We start from the raw sequence: 17,362 nt of genomic DNA, 5'->3' as shown, positions 1-17,362 counted from the left end.
GGCGAATGGAATGACAGCAGTCCATGAGAACCACGATACCGCAATTATCGATAACTATATCCGCGGCGATTGGCGGGCACCGGCGGCGGGCGAACGAATCCCAAGCCTGAATCCGGCGAAGCGGGGAGAGGTCGTCGGGATGGCCGCGGCATCGGATCTGACCGATCTGGATGAAGCGGTTCAGGCAGCCGATGCAGCGCGCTTAGCTTGGCGCAAGCTGACCGGCGCGCAGCGCGGCGCATTGCTGTTCAAAGCGGCGGACCTGCTGGAGAGCCGTATGGAGACGGTGGGAAAGACGATGACCCGCGAGATGGGCAAGACGATCGGCGAAGCGAAGGGCGAGACCGCCCGCGGCGCGGCGATCCTGCGCTATTACGCAGGCGAAGGCATGCGGCCGATCGGCGACGTCATCCCGTCGACCGACGCGGAGGCGCTGATGTTCACGACGCGCGCGCCGCTCGGCGTCGTCGGGGTCATCTCGCCGTGGAACTTCCCGGTGGCCATTCCGGTCTGGAAGATGGCGCCGGCGCTTGTCTACGGCAATACGGTCGTATGGAAGCCGGCGGTCGAGACCGCGGCGACCGCGGCCTTGATCATGCGGTGCTTCCATGATGCCGGATTCCCGGCAGGCGTCGTGAACATGGTGCTGGGCGACGGCGCCGTGATCGGTCAGGGCATTGCCGCGCATCCGGGCATTCACGCCGTCACGTTCACGGGCTCGAACCGCGTAGGCAAGCAAGTCGGGCAGGCCGCGCTGGCGCGCGGCGCGAAGTATCAGCTGGAGATGGGCGGCAAAAATCCGATCATCGTCGCATCGGATGCGGATCTCGATCTCGCGGTCGATGCGACCATCAGCGGCGGGCTGCGCTCGACCGGACAGAAATGCACGGCGACGAGCCGCGTCATCGTGCTCAGCGACGTCTATGCGTCGTTCCGAGAGAAGCTGCTCGCGAAGGTGAAGGCGCTGCGGGTCGGCGACGGCCTGGACGCGGAGACATGGCTCGGGCCCTGCGCCAGCGCGAAGCAGTACGAGACCGTCATGCGGTACATAAACAAGGGAATCGAAGAAGGCGCCGAACTGCTGACCGGCGGCCGGCAGCCGGAAGAGCCGGCGCTGTCGGAAGGTTACTACGTCACGCCTGCCGTGTTCGATAAGGTGACGCCTGCGATGACGATCGCGCGCGAGGAGATCTTCGGTCCGGTACTGGCCTTGATCGAGGCCCGCGACATGGCGGAGGCGATCGCGCTGGCGAACGACACGGAATACGGGCTTAGCGCATCGCTCTACACGCGCGACCTGGGCAGCGCGCTATCCTTCATTCAAGAGACGGACGCCGGACTCGTGCGCGTCAATGCGGAGACCGCCGGCGTAGAGCTGCAGGCGCCGTTCGGCGGCATGAAGGGCTCCAGCTCCCATTCGCGCGAGCAGGGACAGGCCGCGATTGAATTCTATACATCGGTGAAGACCGTGTTCATGAAGCCGTAACCGGGAGGAGAAACGCGGGATGCATGATCGGATCAGGAACGTAATGGGGAAGGACGACGAAGCGTACTTCGAGGTGGCGACGCATGCGCCGGGGCCAACCGGCTCGCTGCCGCTGACGCCGGAGATGCTCCTTCACGCGCCGAGCGGGGATCTGTTCGGGTGGAGCCAGAACGTCGGGATGGGATGGCGGCCGGAACGACTGAAGGGTCGCGAAGTGCTCCTCCTCGGCACGCAAGGCGGCATACGTAATGAGGATGGCACGCCGGCGGCATTAGGCTATCATACCGGCCATTGGGAGATCGGTCTGCTGATGAAGGCGGCGGCCGAGGAGATTACGAAAGCGGGCCATATCCCCTTCGCGGGCTACGTCAGCGATCCGTGCGACGGCCGCTCGCAGGGAACGTCCGGGATGTTCGATTCGCTCCCCTACCGCAACGACGCGGCCATCGTCATGCGGCGGCTGATCCGCTCGCTGCCGACGCGCGCGGCGGTCGTCGGCGTGGCGACTTGCGATAAGGGACTGCCGGCGATGATGCTGGCGCTGGCCGGCATGAAGCGCCTCCCCGGCGTCATCGTGCCGGGAGGCGTGACGCTGCCGCCGACCCAAGGCGAAGATGCGGGCAAGATCCAGACGATCGGCGCGCGCTATGCCAATGGCGAGCTGTCGCTGGAAGAGGCGGCCGACCTCGGCTGCAGAGCGTGCGCGACGCCAGGCGGCGGCTGCCAGTTCCTCGGCACGGCCGGGACCGCGCAGGTCGTCGCCGAGGCATTGGGGCTGACCGTGCCGCATGCGGCGCTCGCGCCGTCGGGACAGCCGGTCTGGACCGAGATGGCGCGCCAGTCCGCGCGCGCGGCGATGGCGCTCGCGGCGAGCGGCATGACGATGAACGAGCTGCTGACCGATGCTTCCATTCGCAACGCGATGGCCGTGCATGCGGCCTTCGGCGGCTCCACGAACCTGCTGCTGCATATTCCCGCGATCGCGGCCGCGGCCGGTCTCGCCGTGCCGGACGTCGCCGATTGGGCGGCGGTTAACCGCGCCGTGCCGCGACTGGTCAGCGTGCTGCCGAACGGCCCGATCCCGCATCCGACCGTGCGCGTGTTCCTCGCCGGAGGGGTGCCGGAGGTCATGCTGCACCTCCGCAAGCTCGGCGTTCTGGATGAAGCTGTCTTGACGGCATCCGGCGTCACGCTGGGCGAGACGCTGGACTGGTGGGAGACGTCGGAGCGGCGCCAGCGCATGCGCGCTTATCTCGCAGATAGGGAAGGCATCGATCCGGATACGGTCATTTACAGCCCTGAACGGGCGAAGGCAGCCGGTCTTGCGCCGACCGTTACGTTCCCGACCGGCAATATCGCTCCGGAGGGGGCCGTCATCAAGTCGACCGCGATCGACCCGTCGGTGCTTGACGAAGCCGGCGTCTTCCGGCATGTCGGCCGGGTAAAGGTGTTCACGGCCGAGCGCGCCGCGATCCACGCGATCAAGACCGGCGGCGTCGCGGCCGGCGACATCCTGGCGCTGATCGGCCGCGGGCCTTCGGGCACGGGCATGGAGGAGACGTACCAGCTGACGTCGGCGCTGAAGCATTTGTCGTACGGCAAGCAAGTGTCGCTCCTGACCGATGCGCGGTTCTCCGGCGTGTCGACCGGCGCCTGCATCGGTCATATCGGACCGGAAGCGCTCGCCGGGGGGCCTGTCGGCCTTCTGCGCGACGGCGATTGGGTCGACATTCGGATCGATACCCGGAAGCTTGCGGGAAGCATTCACATGGTCGGCTGCGGGGAATCGCCGGAGACGCCGGATGCCGGCTCGGCCATTCTAGCTGCGCGAACGCCGCATCCCGGATTGGCGGAAGACCCCGATCTGCCGGACGATACGCGTCTGTGGGCTATGCTTCAGGCCGTCAGCGGCGGCACGTGGAAGGGCTGCGTCTACGATACGAACCGCATTATCCAGACGCTCGAAGCCGGCATGCGCGCACTTGCGGCAGAAGCCAACAAAGCGGCGGCCATACCGGTTGAAACAAAGGGACTTGAGGCGTGAATATTCTTGTGGAAAGCAGGTAAGCAGCAATGGATGAAGCCATGAAGCTATGGTATACCCGTCCGGCGGGGACCTGGAACGAAGCGCTGCCTATCGGGAGCGGCCGGTTGGGCGCCATGATATTCGGCCGAACGAGCGAAGAGCGGATCCAGCTGAACGAAGACTCCGTGTGGTCCGGCGGCCCGATGGACCGCAACAACCCGGACGCGTTGAGGCATCTGCCCGAGGTTCGGCGGCTGCTTGTGGAGGGGCGCTTGGCCGAAGGGCAGAGGTTGGCAGCCATGGCCTTGTCCGGCACGCCGGAGAGTCAGCGCCATTACGAACCGCTTGGCGATCTGATGATCGAATTCGGTCACGATGAGGCGGAGGTATCGGAATATTGCCGGACACTCGACCTGACGCAGGCGACGGCTTCCGTCACCTATCAATGGCGCGGCGTCCGGTTCGAGCGGGAGCACCTGGCGAGCTATCCGTGCGGCGTCATCGCCGTTCGGATCGCCGCGAGCGCAAGCGGGTCCGTATCGTTCCGGCTGCGGTTCACGCGCGGAAGGCAGCGGTTCCTCGACAGCCTGCGGACCGAGTCGGGCGGCCAGCTCGTCATGAAGGTCGGCATTGGCGGCGCGGACGGTATCGGCGTCTGTTCGGTGGTCAGCGTACAAGCCGTTGGCGGGAAGGTCGAGAATTACGGAGAGTTTCTGGTCGTCGACCAAGCAGACGAGGCCGTCATTCTCGTCTCGGCAGGCACGACATTCCGGCACGCGGATCCGGAGGCATACGCACGCGAGACGATCATGGCCGCTCGCAGTCTCGGCTATGGCAAGCTGCGGGAGAGACATATCGAGGATTATAGCCGCCTGTTCGGCCGCGTCACGTTGACGCTGGGCGGCGCGACTGCCGATGCGCGGCCGACGGACGAACGGCTCGCCGCGCTGCAGGCAGGCGGCGAGGACCGAGGCTTGTCGGAGCTGTACTTCCAGTATGGCCGCTATCTACTCATCGCGTGCAGCCGTCCCGGTTCATTGCCCGCCAATCTGCAAGGCATCTGGAACGAGCATTTCACGCCGCCATGGGATTCGAAGTATACGATCAACATTAACGCGCAGATGAACTATTGGCCGGCCGAGGCCTGCAATTTGGCCGAATGCCACGAGCCGCTGTTCGATCTGATCGAGCGAATGCGTCCGAACGGCCGGGAGACGGCACGGCGGATGTACGGCTGCGGCGGGTTCGTCGCCCATCATAATACGGACTTGTGGGGCGACACGGCGCCGCAGGACATCTATATACCCGCCACGATCTGGCCGATGGGCGCGGCTTGGCTGTGCCTTCACTTATGGGAGCATTACCGGTACACGCTCGATCGCTCGTTCCTCGGGAAGGCGTACGAGACGATGAAAGAGGCCGCGGTCTTCTTCCTGGATTACCTGACGGAGACGGCGGACGGGAAGCTCGTCACGACCCCGTCCGTCTCGCCGGAGAACACGTACCGGCTGCGGAACGGAGAGGAAGGCGCGCTGTGCATCGGTCCGTCGATGGACAGCCAAATTCTCGACGAACTGTTCGGCGCTTGCATCGAGGCGGCCGAACTGCTCGGCGCCGATGATTCGTTCCGGGCATCGCTGGGCGAAGCGCGCTCGCGGCTGCCTCAGCCGAAGATCGGCCGACACGGGCAGCTGCAGGAATGGATGGAGGATTACGAAGAGACGGAGCCGGGTCATCGGCACATCTCGCACTTGTTCGCGCTCCATCCCGGATCGCGCATTACGCCTCGGCAGACGCCTGCGCTTGCGGAGGCCGCCCGGACAACGCTGACGCGCCGGCTCGCGCACGGCGGCGGGCACACCGGCTGGAGCCGGGCTTGGATGATCAACATGTGGGCGCGGCTGCGCGACGGCGAGGAGGCGTACGGTAATTTCGCGGCGCTGCTCCGCGATTCGACGCTGCCGAACCTGTTCGACAATCATCCGCCTTTCCAGATCGACGGCAACTTCGGTGGCACGGCCGGGATGGTCGAGATGCTTCTACAGAGCCATGAAGGCGTCATTGATTTGCTGCCCGCGCTCCCCACGGCATGGCCGAGCGGCTCCGTTACGGGTCTGCGCGCGCGTGGCGGCTACGAGGTCGACATCGAATGGGCGGACGGTGCATTGGTCAGCGGGATCATTCGCGCGAATGCAGAGGGGGCGTGCCGGGTACGGTCGGAAGGGCTGCGGTTGTCGATCGCGACGGATGCCGGAGCGGCCGTCGCGACCGTGGCGGACGGGGATACGATTACTTTCGAAGCATCCGTCGGAACAGTCTATGTCGTTATGCCGTTAGTTTCCTAATAGAAGTGAAATAGGCGAATGGTTGCTCATCCGCCTTTTTCGCCTTTTCTGGAGACGTTGTTCAAGTGGGTATAATCATGGATGTGAAAATGGCAGCCTGACGCGAGGTCAGGCTGCCATTCGTTTCATTGCATTCAACGCTTCTAGTATTCGGCCAATCGATTATTCCAGCGTGAACGACGCCAGACTTGCGTTGCCGTTCCCTTTGTACGTGAAGTATAACGCTTGAACGCCGTCCGGAACCGCGATATCGGCTTCATACGTCGTCCATACGTTCGTGAAGTCGACCGGGATCGATCCGAGCGCAGGGCCGTCCCAGGACGTCTTGACTTCGAAGTAGCCTTGGGCGTATCCGCGAACCTGAATCTTCACGCGCTCCACGCCCTCGCATTGGAAGTATTTAAACCCCGCCGTTGCGGAATCCCGCATATTCGCGATATAACCAACCTCTTCATCCCCGTCTTTGCCGTCTTGGGTGATCTTCGGGAATCGGCCGTCCATCCATGCGCCGTGCGTGCCCGTGTAGCGCTCCTCCGTCTCCGTGAACAGGTGGCAGGCGAGATAGGCCGGGTATTGGCCGCGGCCGACGAGCGGGCCGCCGTTCGGACCGCTTGTCGTAATCTCCACTTGCGGAATGGTACCGTCCTCCAGGATCGTGACCGGTTCGATGCAGCCTTGGCGGCTGAAGCTCGTACCGTTCGTATGACGGTGATAGAAGATGTACCATTGACCGTCTGCTTCCACCAAGCCGCCGTGATTGTTGCCGCCATAGTACATCGGCTTGCTCGCCGGCTTGTACGAATCGATATGCATGTCGTTGTTGCTGACGATGACGCCTCGGTATTCGAAGCCCTTCGTCGGATGCTTGCTGGTCGCGTAGCACAGCTCGTGCATCACGACGGAAGAATAGACGAAATAATACGTATCGCCGCGCTTGCGGATAGATGGCGCTTCGAAGAATGCATGCCCCTCGTAGCCGGACCCTTGGCTGTACGGCTCGCTGGGCGCGATGAACACCGGTTCTTCGACGATCGTCCGCATATCCGGCCCGATGACGGTGGCCATCGCGCCCTTGCGCGATTTGTCCCCGATCGCGCAGAACCCGGTGTACAGGTAGGTGAGGTCGCCCTCCGTCAAGACGCCCGGATCGAATTGCGGCTGGTCGCCCGCCCGTTCGCCCAGGCGGGTCCCGTCGGCGTACTGCACGTATCCGTAGAATTCATATTTGCCCGCAGGCGTATCGCAGACGGCGACGGAGACGACGGGTACCTTATCCAGGACATAGAACAGATAATATCGTCCGTCCGGGCCTTGGGTGACATCGGGGGCATACAGACACATGCGTCCGTCGGGGTTGAGCGGATCATCCGTCTTCTCGTAGATCACGCCTTCATAACGCCAGTCGGCCAGATCGTTCGCGGGCGCCGACCAACAGACGTAATCGTTCAGACAGAAGACGTGCCCGTTATATCGGTCATGCGAGCCGTATACGTAGACTCTGTCCTGGAACACGTGGGGCTCGCCGTCGGGGACATACTCCCACGACGGCAGGTAAGGATTTACGCCTTGTTTCTTCATAAGATCAATTTTCGCTCCTCCGATATGAATCTGCATGCTCGGTTCGGTTATCCCTTCACGCCGCCGACGATCATGCCTTTGACAAAATACTTCTGCAGAAACGGATAGACCATAATAATCGGCAAGCTTGCCACGATCGTCATCGTCGCGCGAACCGATGTCGGCGTTACGATTTCCGCGCTTCCTTGCGCATCGGCATATTGATCGGCAGCCGAAGAGCCCGTGTCGGACGTGGACAAGATTTTCACAAGCTCGTATTGCAGCGTACTCAGATCATGCCTGGAGGAATTATACAGGAATACGTCAAACCAGGAGTTCCATTGATAGACGGCCACGAACAGCGATACGGTCGCCAGAGCAGGCAGGGTCAGCGGAAGCACGATACGCAAAAAGGTGGTGAGATCGCCGGCGCCGTCCATTTTGGCCGATTCCATAATCCCTTCCGGCAAGCCTTCGATGAACGATCGAATGACGATCATATTGAACACGCCGATGATGCCCGGAATAATGTAGACCCAGAAGCTGTTCAGCATGCCGAGCTCTTTAATGAGGAGATAATTCGGGATCAAGCCGCCGCTGAAATACATCGTAAAGATGAAGGTAATGGCAATGAATTTCCTCAATTTATATTCGGGACGGCTGATCGCATAGGCCAGCATCGCCGTGCAAAATACGGAAACGGCCGTCCCGACGATCGTCCGTGCCGCGGAGATGAAGGTCGCGTAGAACACGTTAGATTCGCTGAACACAAACGCATAGTTGCGGAGCGTCCATTCACGCGGCCAAAAATAGATGTCGCCGCGAATGGAATCGTTGGCGTCGTTGAACGACAAGGCGAACATATTGATGAAAGGATACAAGGTGACGAAGACCAATAGGAGCATGAAGATATAATTGCACGCGTCGAATAGGCGGTCGCCAATCGAAGCGGATCGAGCCGAATTCGCTTTTAACATCGTTTCACCGCCTTTCCTCTAGTACAATCTGCTCTCGCCAAGCCGTTTCGCGAGGTTGTTGGCCACGATCAGGAAGATGAAGCTGACTACCGTTTTGAACATGCCGGCGGCCGTCGCCAATCCGTAATTGTTCATTTGGATTCCGTACTTCAACACGAATATGTCAAGATTTTCCGAATATTCGACATTCATGCCATTGCCAAGCAAGTACTGCGGCTCGAAGCCGGACTCCAGGATATGGCCAAGGTTCATGATGAGCAGGATGACAATGACGGGCTTCATGCCCGGAAGCGTAATATGCCACATTTGCTGCAACCGCGACGCGCCGTCGATCCGGGCGGCTTCGTACTGCGTCGGATCAATGGTCGTAATGGCAGCCAAGTAGATAATCGTATTAAAACCGACATTCTTCCATACTTCCGTCACGCCGAGAATGCCCCAGAAATATTCGCCGACGCCGAGCCACAATACGGGCTTATCGATCATATTAAGCTGGAGGAGCAGGACATTGATAATCCCCTCCGGCGCAAGCGCCGTTTGGACGATATTCGCGGCCACGACCCACGAAATGAAGTGCGGCAAATAACTGATCGTCTGCACCGTCCGCTTGAAGGCGATTCTGCGGAGCTCATTGAGGAGAAGCGCTAATCCAATAGCCGTTACGAATCCCAGGACAAGATTAATCGAGCTCATCACGAGCGTATTGCGCAGCACCAGGTAAAACTGCTGCTCCTGAAACAAAGCGGTAAAGTTATCCCATCCCACCCAGGCCTGGTCGAAAATATCTCGACCCAATCGGTATTTTTGGAACGCAATCGTCCAGCCCCAGAGCGGAACATATTTGAATACGATGACCCAAGCAAGAAAAGGCAGCGACATCAGCATTAACATTTTCTGCTTGGACAACGCTTTGAAAAAGGCGATAAGGCGCGAATCGTCAGAAGTCGATCCTGTCAGCTGCGCGGGTTGTTTCTCCACTCGATCCGTCTCCCTTCCGGCAAAATCTTCTCTGCCACTAGCATAATGTAGAAGGGAAAAGCGAATGGCATCGCTTTTCCCGGTTGACTATTCACATTCAGCAGCTGCCGCTTACCACTTTCCTGCGACCCGATCCTTCACCTTGGCGGTCATGAAGGCCTCGAAGCCGGCTGCATCCAGTTTGCCGAATTGCTTGAGATAGTCATTCCAGACGGATTCGAACTGCCCTTCGGGGGCAAGCGCCAGCTTCGGATAATACTTCTGCTGCAGATCCGAGGCTTTCTGATTGAAGATATCTTCGGGCGAATTTTGCTCCTTCTCGATACTCCAAGCCGGATACCAGGGTCTTTCCACCGGTTTCGCGAAGAAGTCGGAGAAGGTCTTGATCCCGTATGCATCAAGCAGCGCCCGGTCGCCATCCGTATAATTGATGTTCGCTACTTCAGGCTGGGAGAAAGGGCGATGCGCATTGCCGTCCTCGTACACGGAGTTGTCGCCGTAACGCGGCCATTCATAATCGAAGTAAGCCCAGCCGTACTTCCGTTTGTATTCGTTATCGTTGCGATTCGCCAATTGCTCATCGTTCATGACGAAACGACCTTTTTCGTTCACGGAGTAGGTGACGCCTTCTTCGCCCCATTGGACAAGCTTCTGGTTCTCGTCCGTCAGCAGGTTATCCCAATACTTAATGATGCGAACCGGATCCTTGGCGCTGACGCTAATGCCGAGACCGCGGTTGTTGACGAAGGAAGGCGGGTCCATGTAGGCATCCGTAATGCTCTCGTCAAATACGATAGGCAGGGATACATAACGCAGATCGTCATTGCCGGCTGACTTGAGGTTGTTGATGGCATCACCGATCTGCCAGGTGTAGCCGCTGAATCCGAGTACGCGGCCGGAAGTCAGCTTGGCCTTGAATTGGTCCCCGTTCGCGGTGAAGCTTTCCGGATCCAGCAGGCCTTTTAAATTCAGCTCGTTCAACGACTGCAGCCATCGCTTCTCGTAATCGGTTCCCTGATACAGCTTGGCTTCATGCGTCTTCATATCGACCATGACATTGCCGTCGTTCGGATAACCGGCTAGATGCATAGGGGCATTGGTTACCGTATAGAATTGACCCGGTTCGCCGGCGAATGTCGCGTAGCCAATCGTATCTTTGCCGTCTACGGTCGGATACTTCGCCTGATATTTCGCGATCAAGTCAAAATATTGGTCCAGCGTTTTGACTTTCGGATAACCGAATTCCTTCAGCACGCGGCGTTGAATCCAGATGCTGCTGCCCGCATCCGGGTCCGTCAAATAACCGCCGATGTTGGCCGTGAAAGGGAGGATGTAGATGTTGCCGTCTTCATGCGTGATCTTGTCCATATAAGGGCCATAGACGCGCTTGATGTTCGGACCGTGCTTCTCGATCAAATCATTGAGCGGGATCAAGGCTTCGGCATCCAAGAGCATCGCCAGTTCGCCTACCGGCGAGATCACATCCGGATACGCGCCGCCGGCAATCATGACGCCTGCCTTCGTGGTCGGGTCGCCCGCAACGAACTCCATTTTCCAATCGACGCCGGTTTGCTCCTGAAGGATTTTGCCGATCGTGGTTTCGCTGGCAAGCACGTCTTTATTCGTTCCGAATGCGAAATAACTGAAGGTGACCGGATCTGTACTGACCTCTCCGGCTTTCTCGTCCGTCGCGGAGCTGTTGTTCGTGTTGTTCGTCTTTGGTCCCTCGCCATTATTCGACGTGCATCCGGCAAGGAGAAGCGATACCGTCGTAAGCACGGCCAGGCTGGCAGGTAGCCACTTTTTTGTGCGCACTTCAAATCCCCTTTCTTTTTCTTGAGTTGTGTAAGCACTTTCATTGTAGAAGATAAAGAAATCCATTGTTATAGAGCAAACCTTAGGTTGGTCTTTGAATAGTTAAGAACTTATTGGAGGATCTTGTTCTTTGCGCGTAATAGGCAGACGCAGCGTGATGCGCGTTCCTGTATTCGGCGCGCTGGCAATGGTGAAGTTGAACGCTTCGCCGTAGTAGATTTTTAGACGCATCATGACGTTTTTCATGCCGATGGAATCGCCCATCGTGTCATCTTCGTGTATGTAACGGTGAAGCTCGTCGATTTTCTCCTGCGCGATGCCGCCGCCATTGTCCGAGAGGAGGAACATGATCTGTTCCTGCTCTTGCGCGATCTGTATCGTAATATAGCCGATGCCGGGTATGTTCTCGATCCCGTGAATGCTGGCATTTTCGACGAACGGCAAAAACGCCATCTTCGGAATTTCAATGTCCATCACGGATTGATCCACCTCGATATGATACTCCAGCTTGCTGTCGAAACGATATTTTTGAATCTCCAGGAAGCACTCGATCAACTCCAGTTCCTCGCGAATGGTGACGAAGCTGCGCTTCCATATAATCGATTTTCGAAAGATGGTCGCCATGTTCTGAATCGTCTTGGCCGTCTGCGATTCGCCGTTCATGAGACTTCGCATTCGGATGGTCTCCAGCGCATTAAACAAAAAATGAGGGTTGATCTGACTATGGAGCGCGTGTAATTGAGCTTGCCGCTGCCGCAGTGCCAGTTCCTTCTTCTGGATCTCGGACACATACACGTCATTGATCAAGTTCTCGATCCGCGCGCTCATCCGATTGAATTCCACCGCGAGTTGGCCGACCTCATCACGTTCCTGATAGTAGGGGACGCGTTCAAAGTTATTGCCGCGTACGGATTTCATGTGTCTTAGAATCGCTTGGATGCGCGTATGGATCGAGCGGGAGAAAATCAAGATGACGATCGTAGGCACGAAGAAATTAATGCCTGCAAACCAGAGAATAAACCGGCCGGATTGCCTGACCTCATATAGGATGTTCGCTTCGTCGAGGACGCCGTATATCTTCCAGCCCTTCAGATAACGACTAGACTGGTAGGACTTGCTGATGACGATAGCCTTATTCGGCTCTGGTATGTCGCCTAGCTGGAGCTGCCGATCCGCGGTGATCAGCTCGCTCGGCTGACCGCTTGCCAGACGACCGTAACGCGCCTCATGAGAAGGATCCAGCAAGTAAATATCGCCTTCAAATCCCGATAGATCGAAAATTTGCTGGACGTAATTTGGATTCAAATCGATTTTGACCACATTTTCATAGGCTTTGTATCGGCGGTCCGACAGCTTCTGAATGACGCTGATGCTGTCATGCGTGACATACAGATGCGGATACGCGTTATTGTAATTTGCGATTTGACGATACCAATCCGCATCCCGCATATCATCCTCGAGCTTGATAATATGACTCGAAGTCAGAATCGTCGGATTGTCGCTCATAATCGTCACGGAGCTGATCGTTTTGTACTCCTTGTCCGCGCGATTGAACAAGTTCGATACGCCGCTTAGCGATTCTACATAGTGATCATAGGAGGGATGGTCGAGATTCAGATGATCGCCCAGCTGATGGTCGATCGAATACAAATAGGAGATGCCCGCGGCATCGTCGATCAGGGCGCCTAATTCGGACTGCAATAAGGTAATCGCTTGGTCCGCGTCGGCTGTCTTCTGTTTCTTGACGTTAAGGGTGGTCACGTGGTAAAACATCACGTTGGTCAGCACGATCGGCAGGAACACGCAGATCACATAGATGACGATCAGCTTGTTGCGGAGCTTCAGATGGTCTAATCGAAAGTTGAACAAGACGGGCCTCCTTATGAATGATCGATCATGTTTTGGCGATATTCCGACGGCGTCGTTTTCTCCAGCTTCTCGAATTGGGTGGCGAAATAATCCGCGTTCTGGAAGCCGACCAGCTCCGCGATTTCATACACGCGTTTTTTCGTTTGCCGCAGCAGCCGTTTCGCCTCCTCGATGCGAAGCGTCAGGAGGTATTCGTTGAAATACATGCCGTAATGTTTGCGAAACAGCTGCCCAAGATAAATCGGGTTCATATGGAAATCGGCCGCGATGCCTTTCAGATAGATGTTGTCCCTGAAGTGGCCGTCGATATATTTTTTTACTTTTTCAATATTGCCGTTGCTTTTTTCCCCGCGCTGCTTGGCGATATATTCGGCGGCTTCCTCGATGAAGCGCGTGAAAATACCCTTTAGCTGGTCCAAATTACGGTATTTCGTCTGCCAATTCAGCAGCTCCGGAAGCCATGACAGCTCCGCCTCATTGCCTTCTAGCTGCCGAATAATGTTGATCATGGCAATCATGCTTCGCCTTACGGTATTCGCAACCGCGCCGGGCGTGAAATACCGCTCCTTAAAGGCCATGAAAATTGCATCGATCGCGCTGTTGTAGCCTTCCTTGTGATTGGCTTCAATCTCATAGATCAGCTTGCCGTGCAGTTCTTCATCGACATCATAATAATACAAGGGCCTCTCTAGCAGCTCCGCCGCCATAAATATACCGTCAACACCTGCGGCAAAACGATATTTCAAGCATTCGTCGGCGCTGGCGCGGGAATGAACGATTCGCTGCAATTGATCGACCTGATGACCGACAAACAAAGCGACTTCCGTGGATAAATGGTTCTCCAAGCCTTGAAGCAGCTTCGCGTAGCCTACCCGCGCAGAGCCGAATTGCTCGGCTTGCCACGATGGCGGCACGATAACGCCGTATTGATTGTACGCGCGTACATGAATGAGCAGAGTCTGCCCCTCGAGCTGGAAATATCGCCGGAGCGTATGCTGTAACGGCTGCAAATAGTCAATCTCCCGATGAGGGAGCAGGTCCTGAATTTCCACAATGACATAGGTGTAGGCGGCGGTCAGAGGCAGCTCGAGCGTGTGCGCAATTTGCGTCATTACCTGCTCGCCCGGTTCGGCCTGGATCAAGCTCTCGATAATGATCTCGACCAGCGGCTTGTCTCTTGTCATCGACAGCAGCTGCTTCTGATTCAGCGTCGTCGCGATTCTTCGGAGGGTCGATACCATTTCCTGTTCATTAACCGGCTTCAAAATATAGTCGGACACCTTGTAACGGAAGGCTTGCTGGGCATACGAGAAATCCGGATACCCGCTTAATATGATGAATACCGGCTGATGGCCGCCCTCCGCATTCACCTGACGGATGAGCTCCAGACCGTCAAGCACGGGCATTCGGATATCGACAATGACCAGATCAGGGGAGAGATGTTGGATCAAGGCTAGCGCCTGCGCGCCGTTGTCCGCCTCGCCGCAGATCTCGAATTGCAGCGACGACCAATCGATCAGATTGATTAAGCCTTTGCGTACGAAAACCTCATCGTCGACAATCAGTACCTTATGCATAAGCCTTCCTCCTCGTAAGACCTCAACGTAGGTCGTATAATGCAATCCATGCCAATTCCAAGCATGCGTACCGCTATCTGCTAGCGGATGCGGTAAAGGTATTATACTTGGTTATCTGGACATTACGATACGGTGATCGTGAGAATGAGAAGGGGATCGGCGGCATGTAATCATGGAACAAGGCCATCCGACTGTACCACCGGATGGCCTTGTATGTTGAATCGAATGGTTCCCCCAATAATCCCCGTCTTCCCTCATTCAGCCTTACGCCGTGACGGTAATCTGCTTGCGATACTCGTTCGCGCTCGCCCCGGTGTAGGCTTTGAATTTCTTGTAGAACCAGTCGATTTCGGTATAGCCCACCTCGCTGGCGATTTCGTAGATGCGCATGTCCGTTTGCTCGAGCAGCAATTTGGCCTTCTCCATGCGCTGCTGGAGGAGATATTCGTTGAACGACATGTTTTCGTGGTCTTTGAATTTCTGGCCCAGGTACGCGCAGTTAAAGTGCAGCAGGGTTGAGATTTTCTTGAGCGTAATGTTCTGGTTCAGCTGTTCCTGTACGTATTGCTTGACGATATCGATGATCGGCATGTCCGGATTTCGCTTCGGTAGCGCTTTCAAGGGGAGCTGCAAAGAGACGCCATCCAGCTGCTTCTTCACGGCATGCAAGCTTTCCAGGACATCCGCCGCGCGAAGCGGCTCCGCAATGTAATCGCTTACTTGAAAGGCCAAAGCTCGCCTGGCCATATGGAAATCGTCAGGGCCGCCAATGAGGATAATCGGCACCGTGCTCTTCTGGCGAATATGTTCGCAGGTACGCATCCCGTTGGCATGCGGATCCTTGAGACTGATTAGAACGAGGGAGACCTGATCGCTTGCCAGAAGCGCCAGCGCCTCGGAGGAATCATTCGCATACGCTTGGATGTCGAAGCCCAGTCGTCTCCAGTCCAGTAGTTGGTCGGTCTCTTCTCTTGAACGTCGATTCGGATCAACAAGCAGTACCTTATACACGGCTAGAACCTCGCTTCCAATTGGTTAATGGGCATCTCGCGATCGTTTGCGCCCTGCTTTTATTATGTTCAACCCGCCTAAGTGTCGACAATGTGCATTTCTTTATCCGTCTACCATTTGTTTACCTTTTGCAAATGAGGGTGCCGCGAGAAGCCGCGAAATAGGCGGATTCCTATAGTTCGGCAGGTGGTTGAACTAAACAGCGGCAGGTTGTTGGTCCAAAATGTAAGCGCTACACTTTTCCCTGTAATCCAAAATCAGGGGGGATCAACGTGCGATTGAAAAAAGCAGCTTTACTGTGCACAAGCTTGATGCTGACCTTTGCATTGGCCGCCTGCAGCGGCGGTTCGGGCAGCACGGAGAATGCGGGCGGCAGCGGGAACGGCAATGCCGCAGCCGAGAGCGGGAATGCCGGCGGGGGAGCAGCGACGAACGAGCCGGCAGCCGCGAATAATGCGGGCGGCAACGCGGCCGGCAACGCCGAAGAGGATCTGGGCACGCCGGAGATGGATTTCGATATGGGCGGCCGAACAATCAAGGTCGTGTCGTGGTGGGATATGGCGATTCCGGAAGACAATCCGGACAATATCCAGAAGAAGAAGAACCTGGACGAGCTGATGAAGAAGCATAACTTCAAGATCGAGTACGTCGCGATCGACTACGGCGAGTACCAGCAGAAGGTCGTCGCTTCACTGCTGGCGGGCGAGCCGATCGGCGATATCGTCCGCTTGGGCAAAACGTATTCGATTCCGACGCTGGTCAAGCAAGACCTGCTGTGGCCGATCGACGAATATACGAAGAATACGAAAGTGTTCAATCAGAAGGTCACCAGCGAGTTCATGCAGTACGAAGGCAGAGGTTATGGGTTCACGGAGAGTCAATCCAACCTGATCACGGGCATTTACTACAACCGCACGCTTATGAATCAGTTGGGCATGAAGCCGCTGCAAGACTATGTCAACGAGGATAACTGGAACTGGGATACCTTCATCCAAGTCGCCAAGGAAGCGAACAAAGACACGAATAACGACGGCAAGCTCGATACGTGGGGGCTTGCACAGGGTGGTCTGATGGACCAGTCGCTGTATTCGAACGAAGCCAGCCTTACGCTCGGCGATAAGCAGAATCTGGAAGATCCGAAGACGGTCGAAGCGTTCGACTTCCTCTCTCGCATCGCGACGGAGAAGGTGGCCAGACCGACGGAAGGCGGCGACTGGACGGAGCCGGGCCAATTCTTCCGTCAAGGCAACACGTTGATGTACGCGGGCGCAGGCTATGAAGTGAGCGGCCTGAAGACGGATATGAAGGATTACGATATCGGCTTCGTGCCATTCCCGAAAGGTCCAAGCGCGACGGCTTATCACTCCGGCGAAGCGCTCTTCCAAGCGCTGACCATTCCGAAGAAAGTGGAGAATCCGGACCAACTGCTGTACATCTGGGAGAAAATCAACGACATCGACTCCATCTACGATTACCCGGATCAAGCTTCGCTCGAAAGCAACTTTACGAACGAGGACGACATCCAAAATTCGCGCACCGCAGCGGACGGCATGCTCGTGCTCGATCACAATACGTTCCCGAAACTGCCTTACTACGATATCATCGGCGAGCTGACCGCCGGCAACTCGGTATCGACCGTCATCAATAAGTTCAAAGCGCCGGTACAAGCGGCCATTGACGAAGTGTACAAAAAATAGTTAACGAAAAAGGCGACAGTCCCC

11 protein-coding genes are annotated in these 17,362 nt (G+C 57.1%); 4 read left to right on the top strand and 7 right to left on the bottom strand.

Translation table 11 applies throughout. The features are described from left to right. Positions 1–10 precede the first annotated feature (10 nt). Genes gucD through ACFSKT_RS06570 form a run of 3 tightly spaced genes read left to right on the top strand, consistent with a single transcriptional unit; the run spans position 11 to position 5,857 of the window. The gene (gene gucD / locus ACFSKT_RS06580) at positions 11–1,486 is read left to right on the top strand and encodes an alpha-ketoglutaric semialdehyde dehydrogenase GucD (protein ID WP_377716734.1); all 1,476 of its coding nucleotides are present in this window, start codon (positions 11–13) and stop codon (positions 1,484–1,486) included. A gap of 19 nt (positions 1,487–1,505) precedes the next feature. Next, entirely contained in the window at positions 1,506–3,530 is a 2,025-nt protein-coding gene (locus ACFSKT_RS06575) for a YjhG/YagF family D-xylonate dehydratase (protein ID WP_377716732.1), read from the top strand. 29 nt (positions 3,531–3,559) lie between these two features. Then, positions 3,560–5,857: a glycoside hydrolase family 95 protein gene (locus ACFSKT_RS06570; RefSeq protein ID WP_377716731.1), complete on the top strand. Its 2,298-nt coding sequence runs from the start codon at positions 3,560–3,562 to the stop codon at positions 5,855–5,857. A 162-nt stretch (positions 5,858–6,019) separates the two neighbouring features. Here ACFSKT_RS06570 and ACFSKT_RS06565 read toward each other — a convergent pair whose 3' ends face one another. From ACFSKT_RS06565 to ACFSKT_RS06535, 7 genes are all read right to left on the bottom strand, one after another. Continuing rightward, positions 6,020–7,435, bottom strand: coding sequence for a family 43 glycosylhydrolase (locus tag ACFSKT_RS06565; protein ID WP_377716729.1), 1,416 nt, complete (start codon positions 7,433–7,435; stop codon positions 6,020–6,022). Positions 7,436–7,482: 47 nt separating this feature from the next. Further along, the gene (locus ACFSKT_RS06560) at positions 7,483–8,391 is read right to left on the bottom strand and encodes a carbohydrate ABC transporter permease (protein ID WP_377716727.1); all 909 of its coding nucleotides are present in this window, start codon (positions 8,389–8,391) and stop codon (positions 7,483–7,485) included. 18 nt (positions 8,392–8,409) lie between these two features. Next, positions 8,410–9,369 (bottom strand): ABC transporter permease, encoded by a 960-nt coding sequence (locus ACFSKT_RS06555; RefSeq protein WP_377716725.1) that lies wholly within the window; start codon positions 9,367–9,369, stop codon positions 8,410–8,412. A 111-nt stretch (positions 9,370–9,480) separates the two neighbouring features. Continuing rightward, positions 9,481–11,184 (bottom strand): ABC transporter substrate-binding protein, encoded by a 1,704-nt coding sequence (locus ACFSKT_RS06550; RefSeq protein ID WP_377716723.1) that lies wholly within the window; start codon positions 11,182–11,184, stop codon positions 9,481–9,483. Positions 11,185–11,286: 102 nt separating this feature from the next. Continuing rightward, entirely contained in the window at positions 11,287–13,053 is a 1,767-nt protein-coding gene (locus tag ACFSKT_RS06545) for a sensor histidine kinase (protein WP_377716722.1), read from the bottom strand. An 11-nt stretch (positions 13,054–13,064) separates the two neighbouring features. Then, complete coding sequence (locus ACFSKT_RS06540) at positions 13,065–14,630, bottom strand: response regulator transcription factor (RefSeq protein WP_377716720.1); 1,566 nt, start codon at positions 14,628–14,630, stop codon at positions 13,065–13,067. Positions 14,631–14,894: 264 nt separating this feature from the next. Next, entirely contained in the window at positions 14,895–15,641 is a 747-nt protein-coding gene (locus ACFSKT_RS06535; protein WP_377716719.1) for a helix-turn-helix transcriptional regulator, read from the bottom strand. A gap of 272 nt (positions 15,642–15,913) precedes the next feature. Here ACFSKT_RS06535 and ACFSKT_RS06530 point away from each other — a divergent pair, with 272 nt between their 5' ends. Then, positions 15,914–17,338, top strand: a complete 1,425-nt coding sequence (locus ACFSKT_RS06530) for an extracellular solute-binding protein (protein WP_377716717.1) — start codon at positions 15,914–15,916, stop codon at positions 17,336–17,338. The last annotated feature ends 24 nt before the right edge of the window (positions 17,339–17,362 follow it).

Origin of the sequence: Paenibacillus xanthanilyticus (assembly GCF_042682185.1) — a bacterium.
Taxonomy (GTDB): domain Bacteria; phylum Bacillota; class Bacilli; order Paenibacillales; family Paenibacillaceae; genus Paenibacillus_Z; species Paenibacillus_Z xanthanilyticus.
The sequence above is the reverse complement of the archived record's forward strand: the minus strand, read 5'-3'. Positions and strand labels throughout refer to the sequence as shown.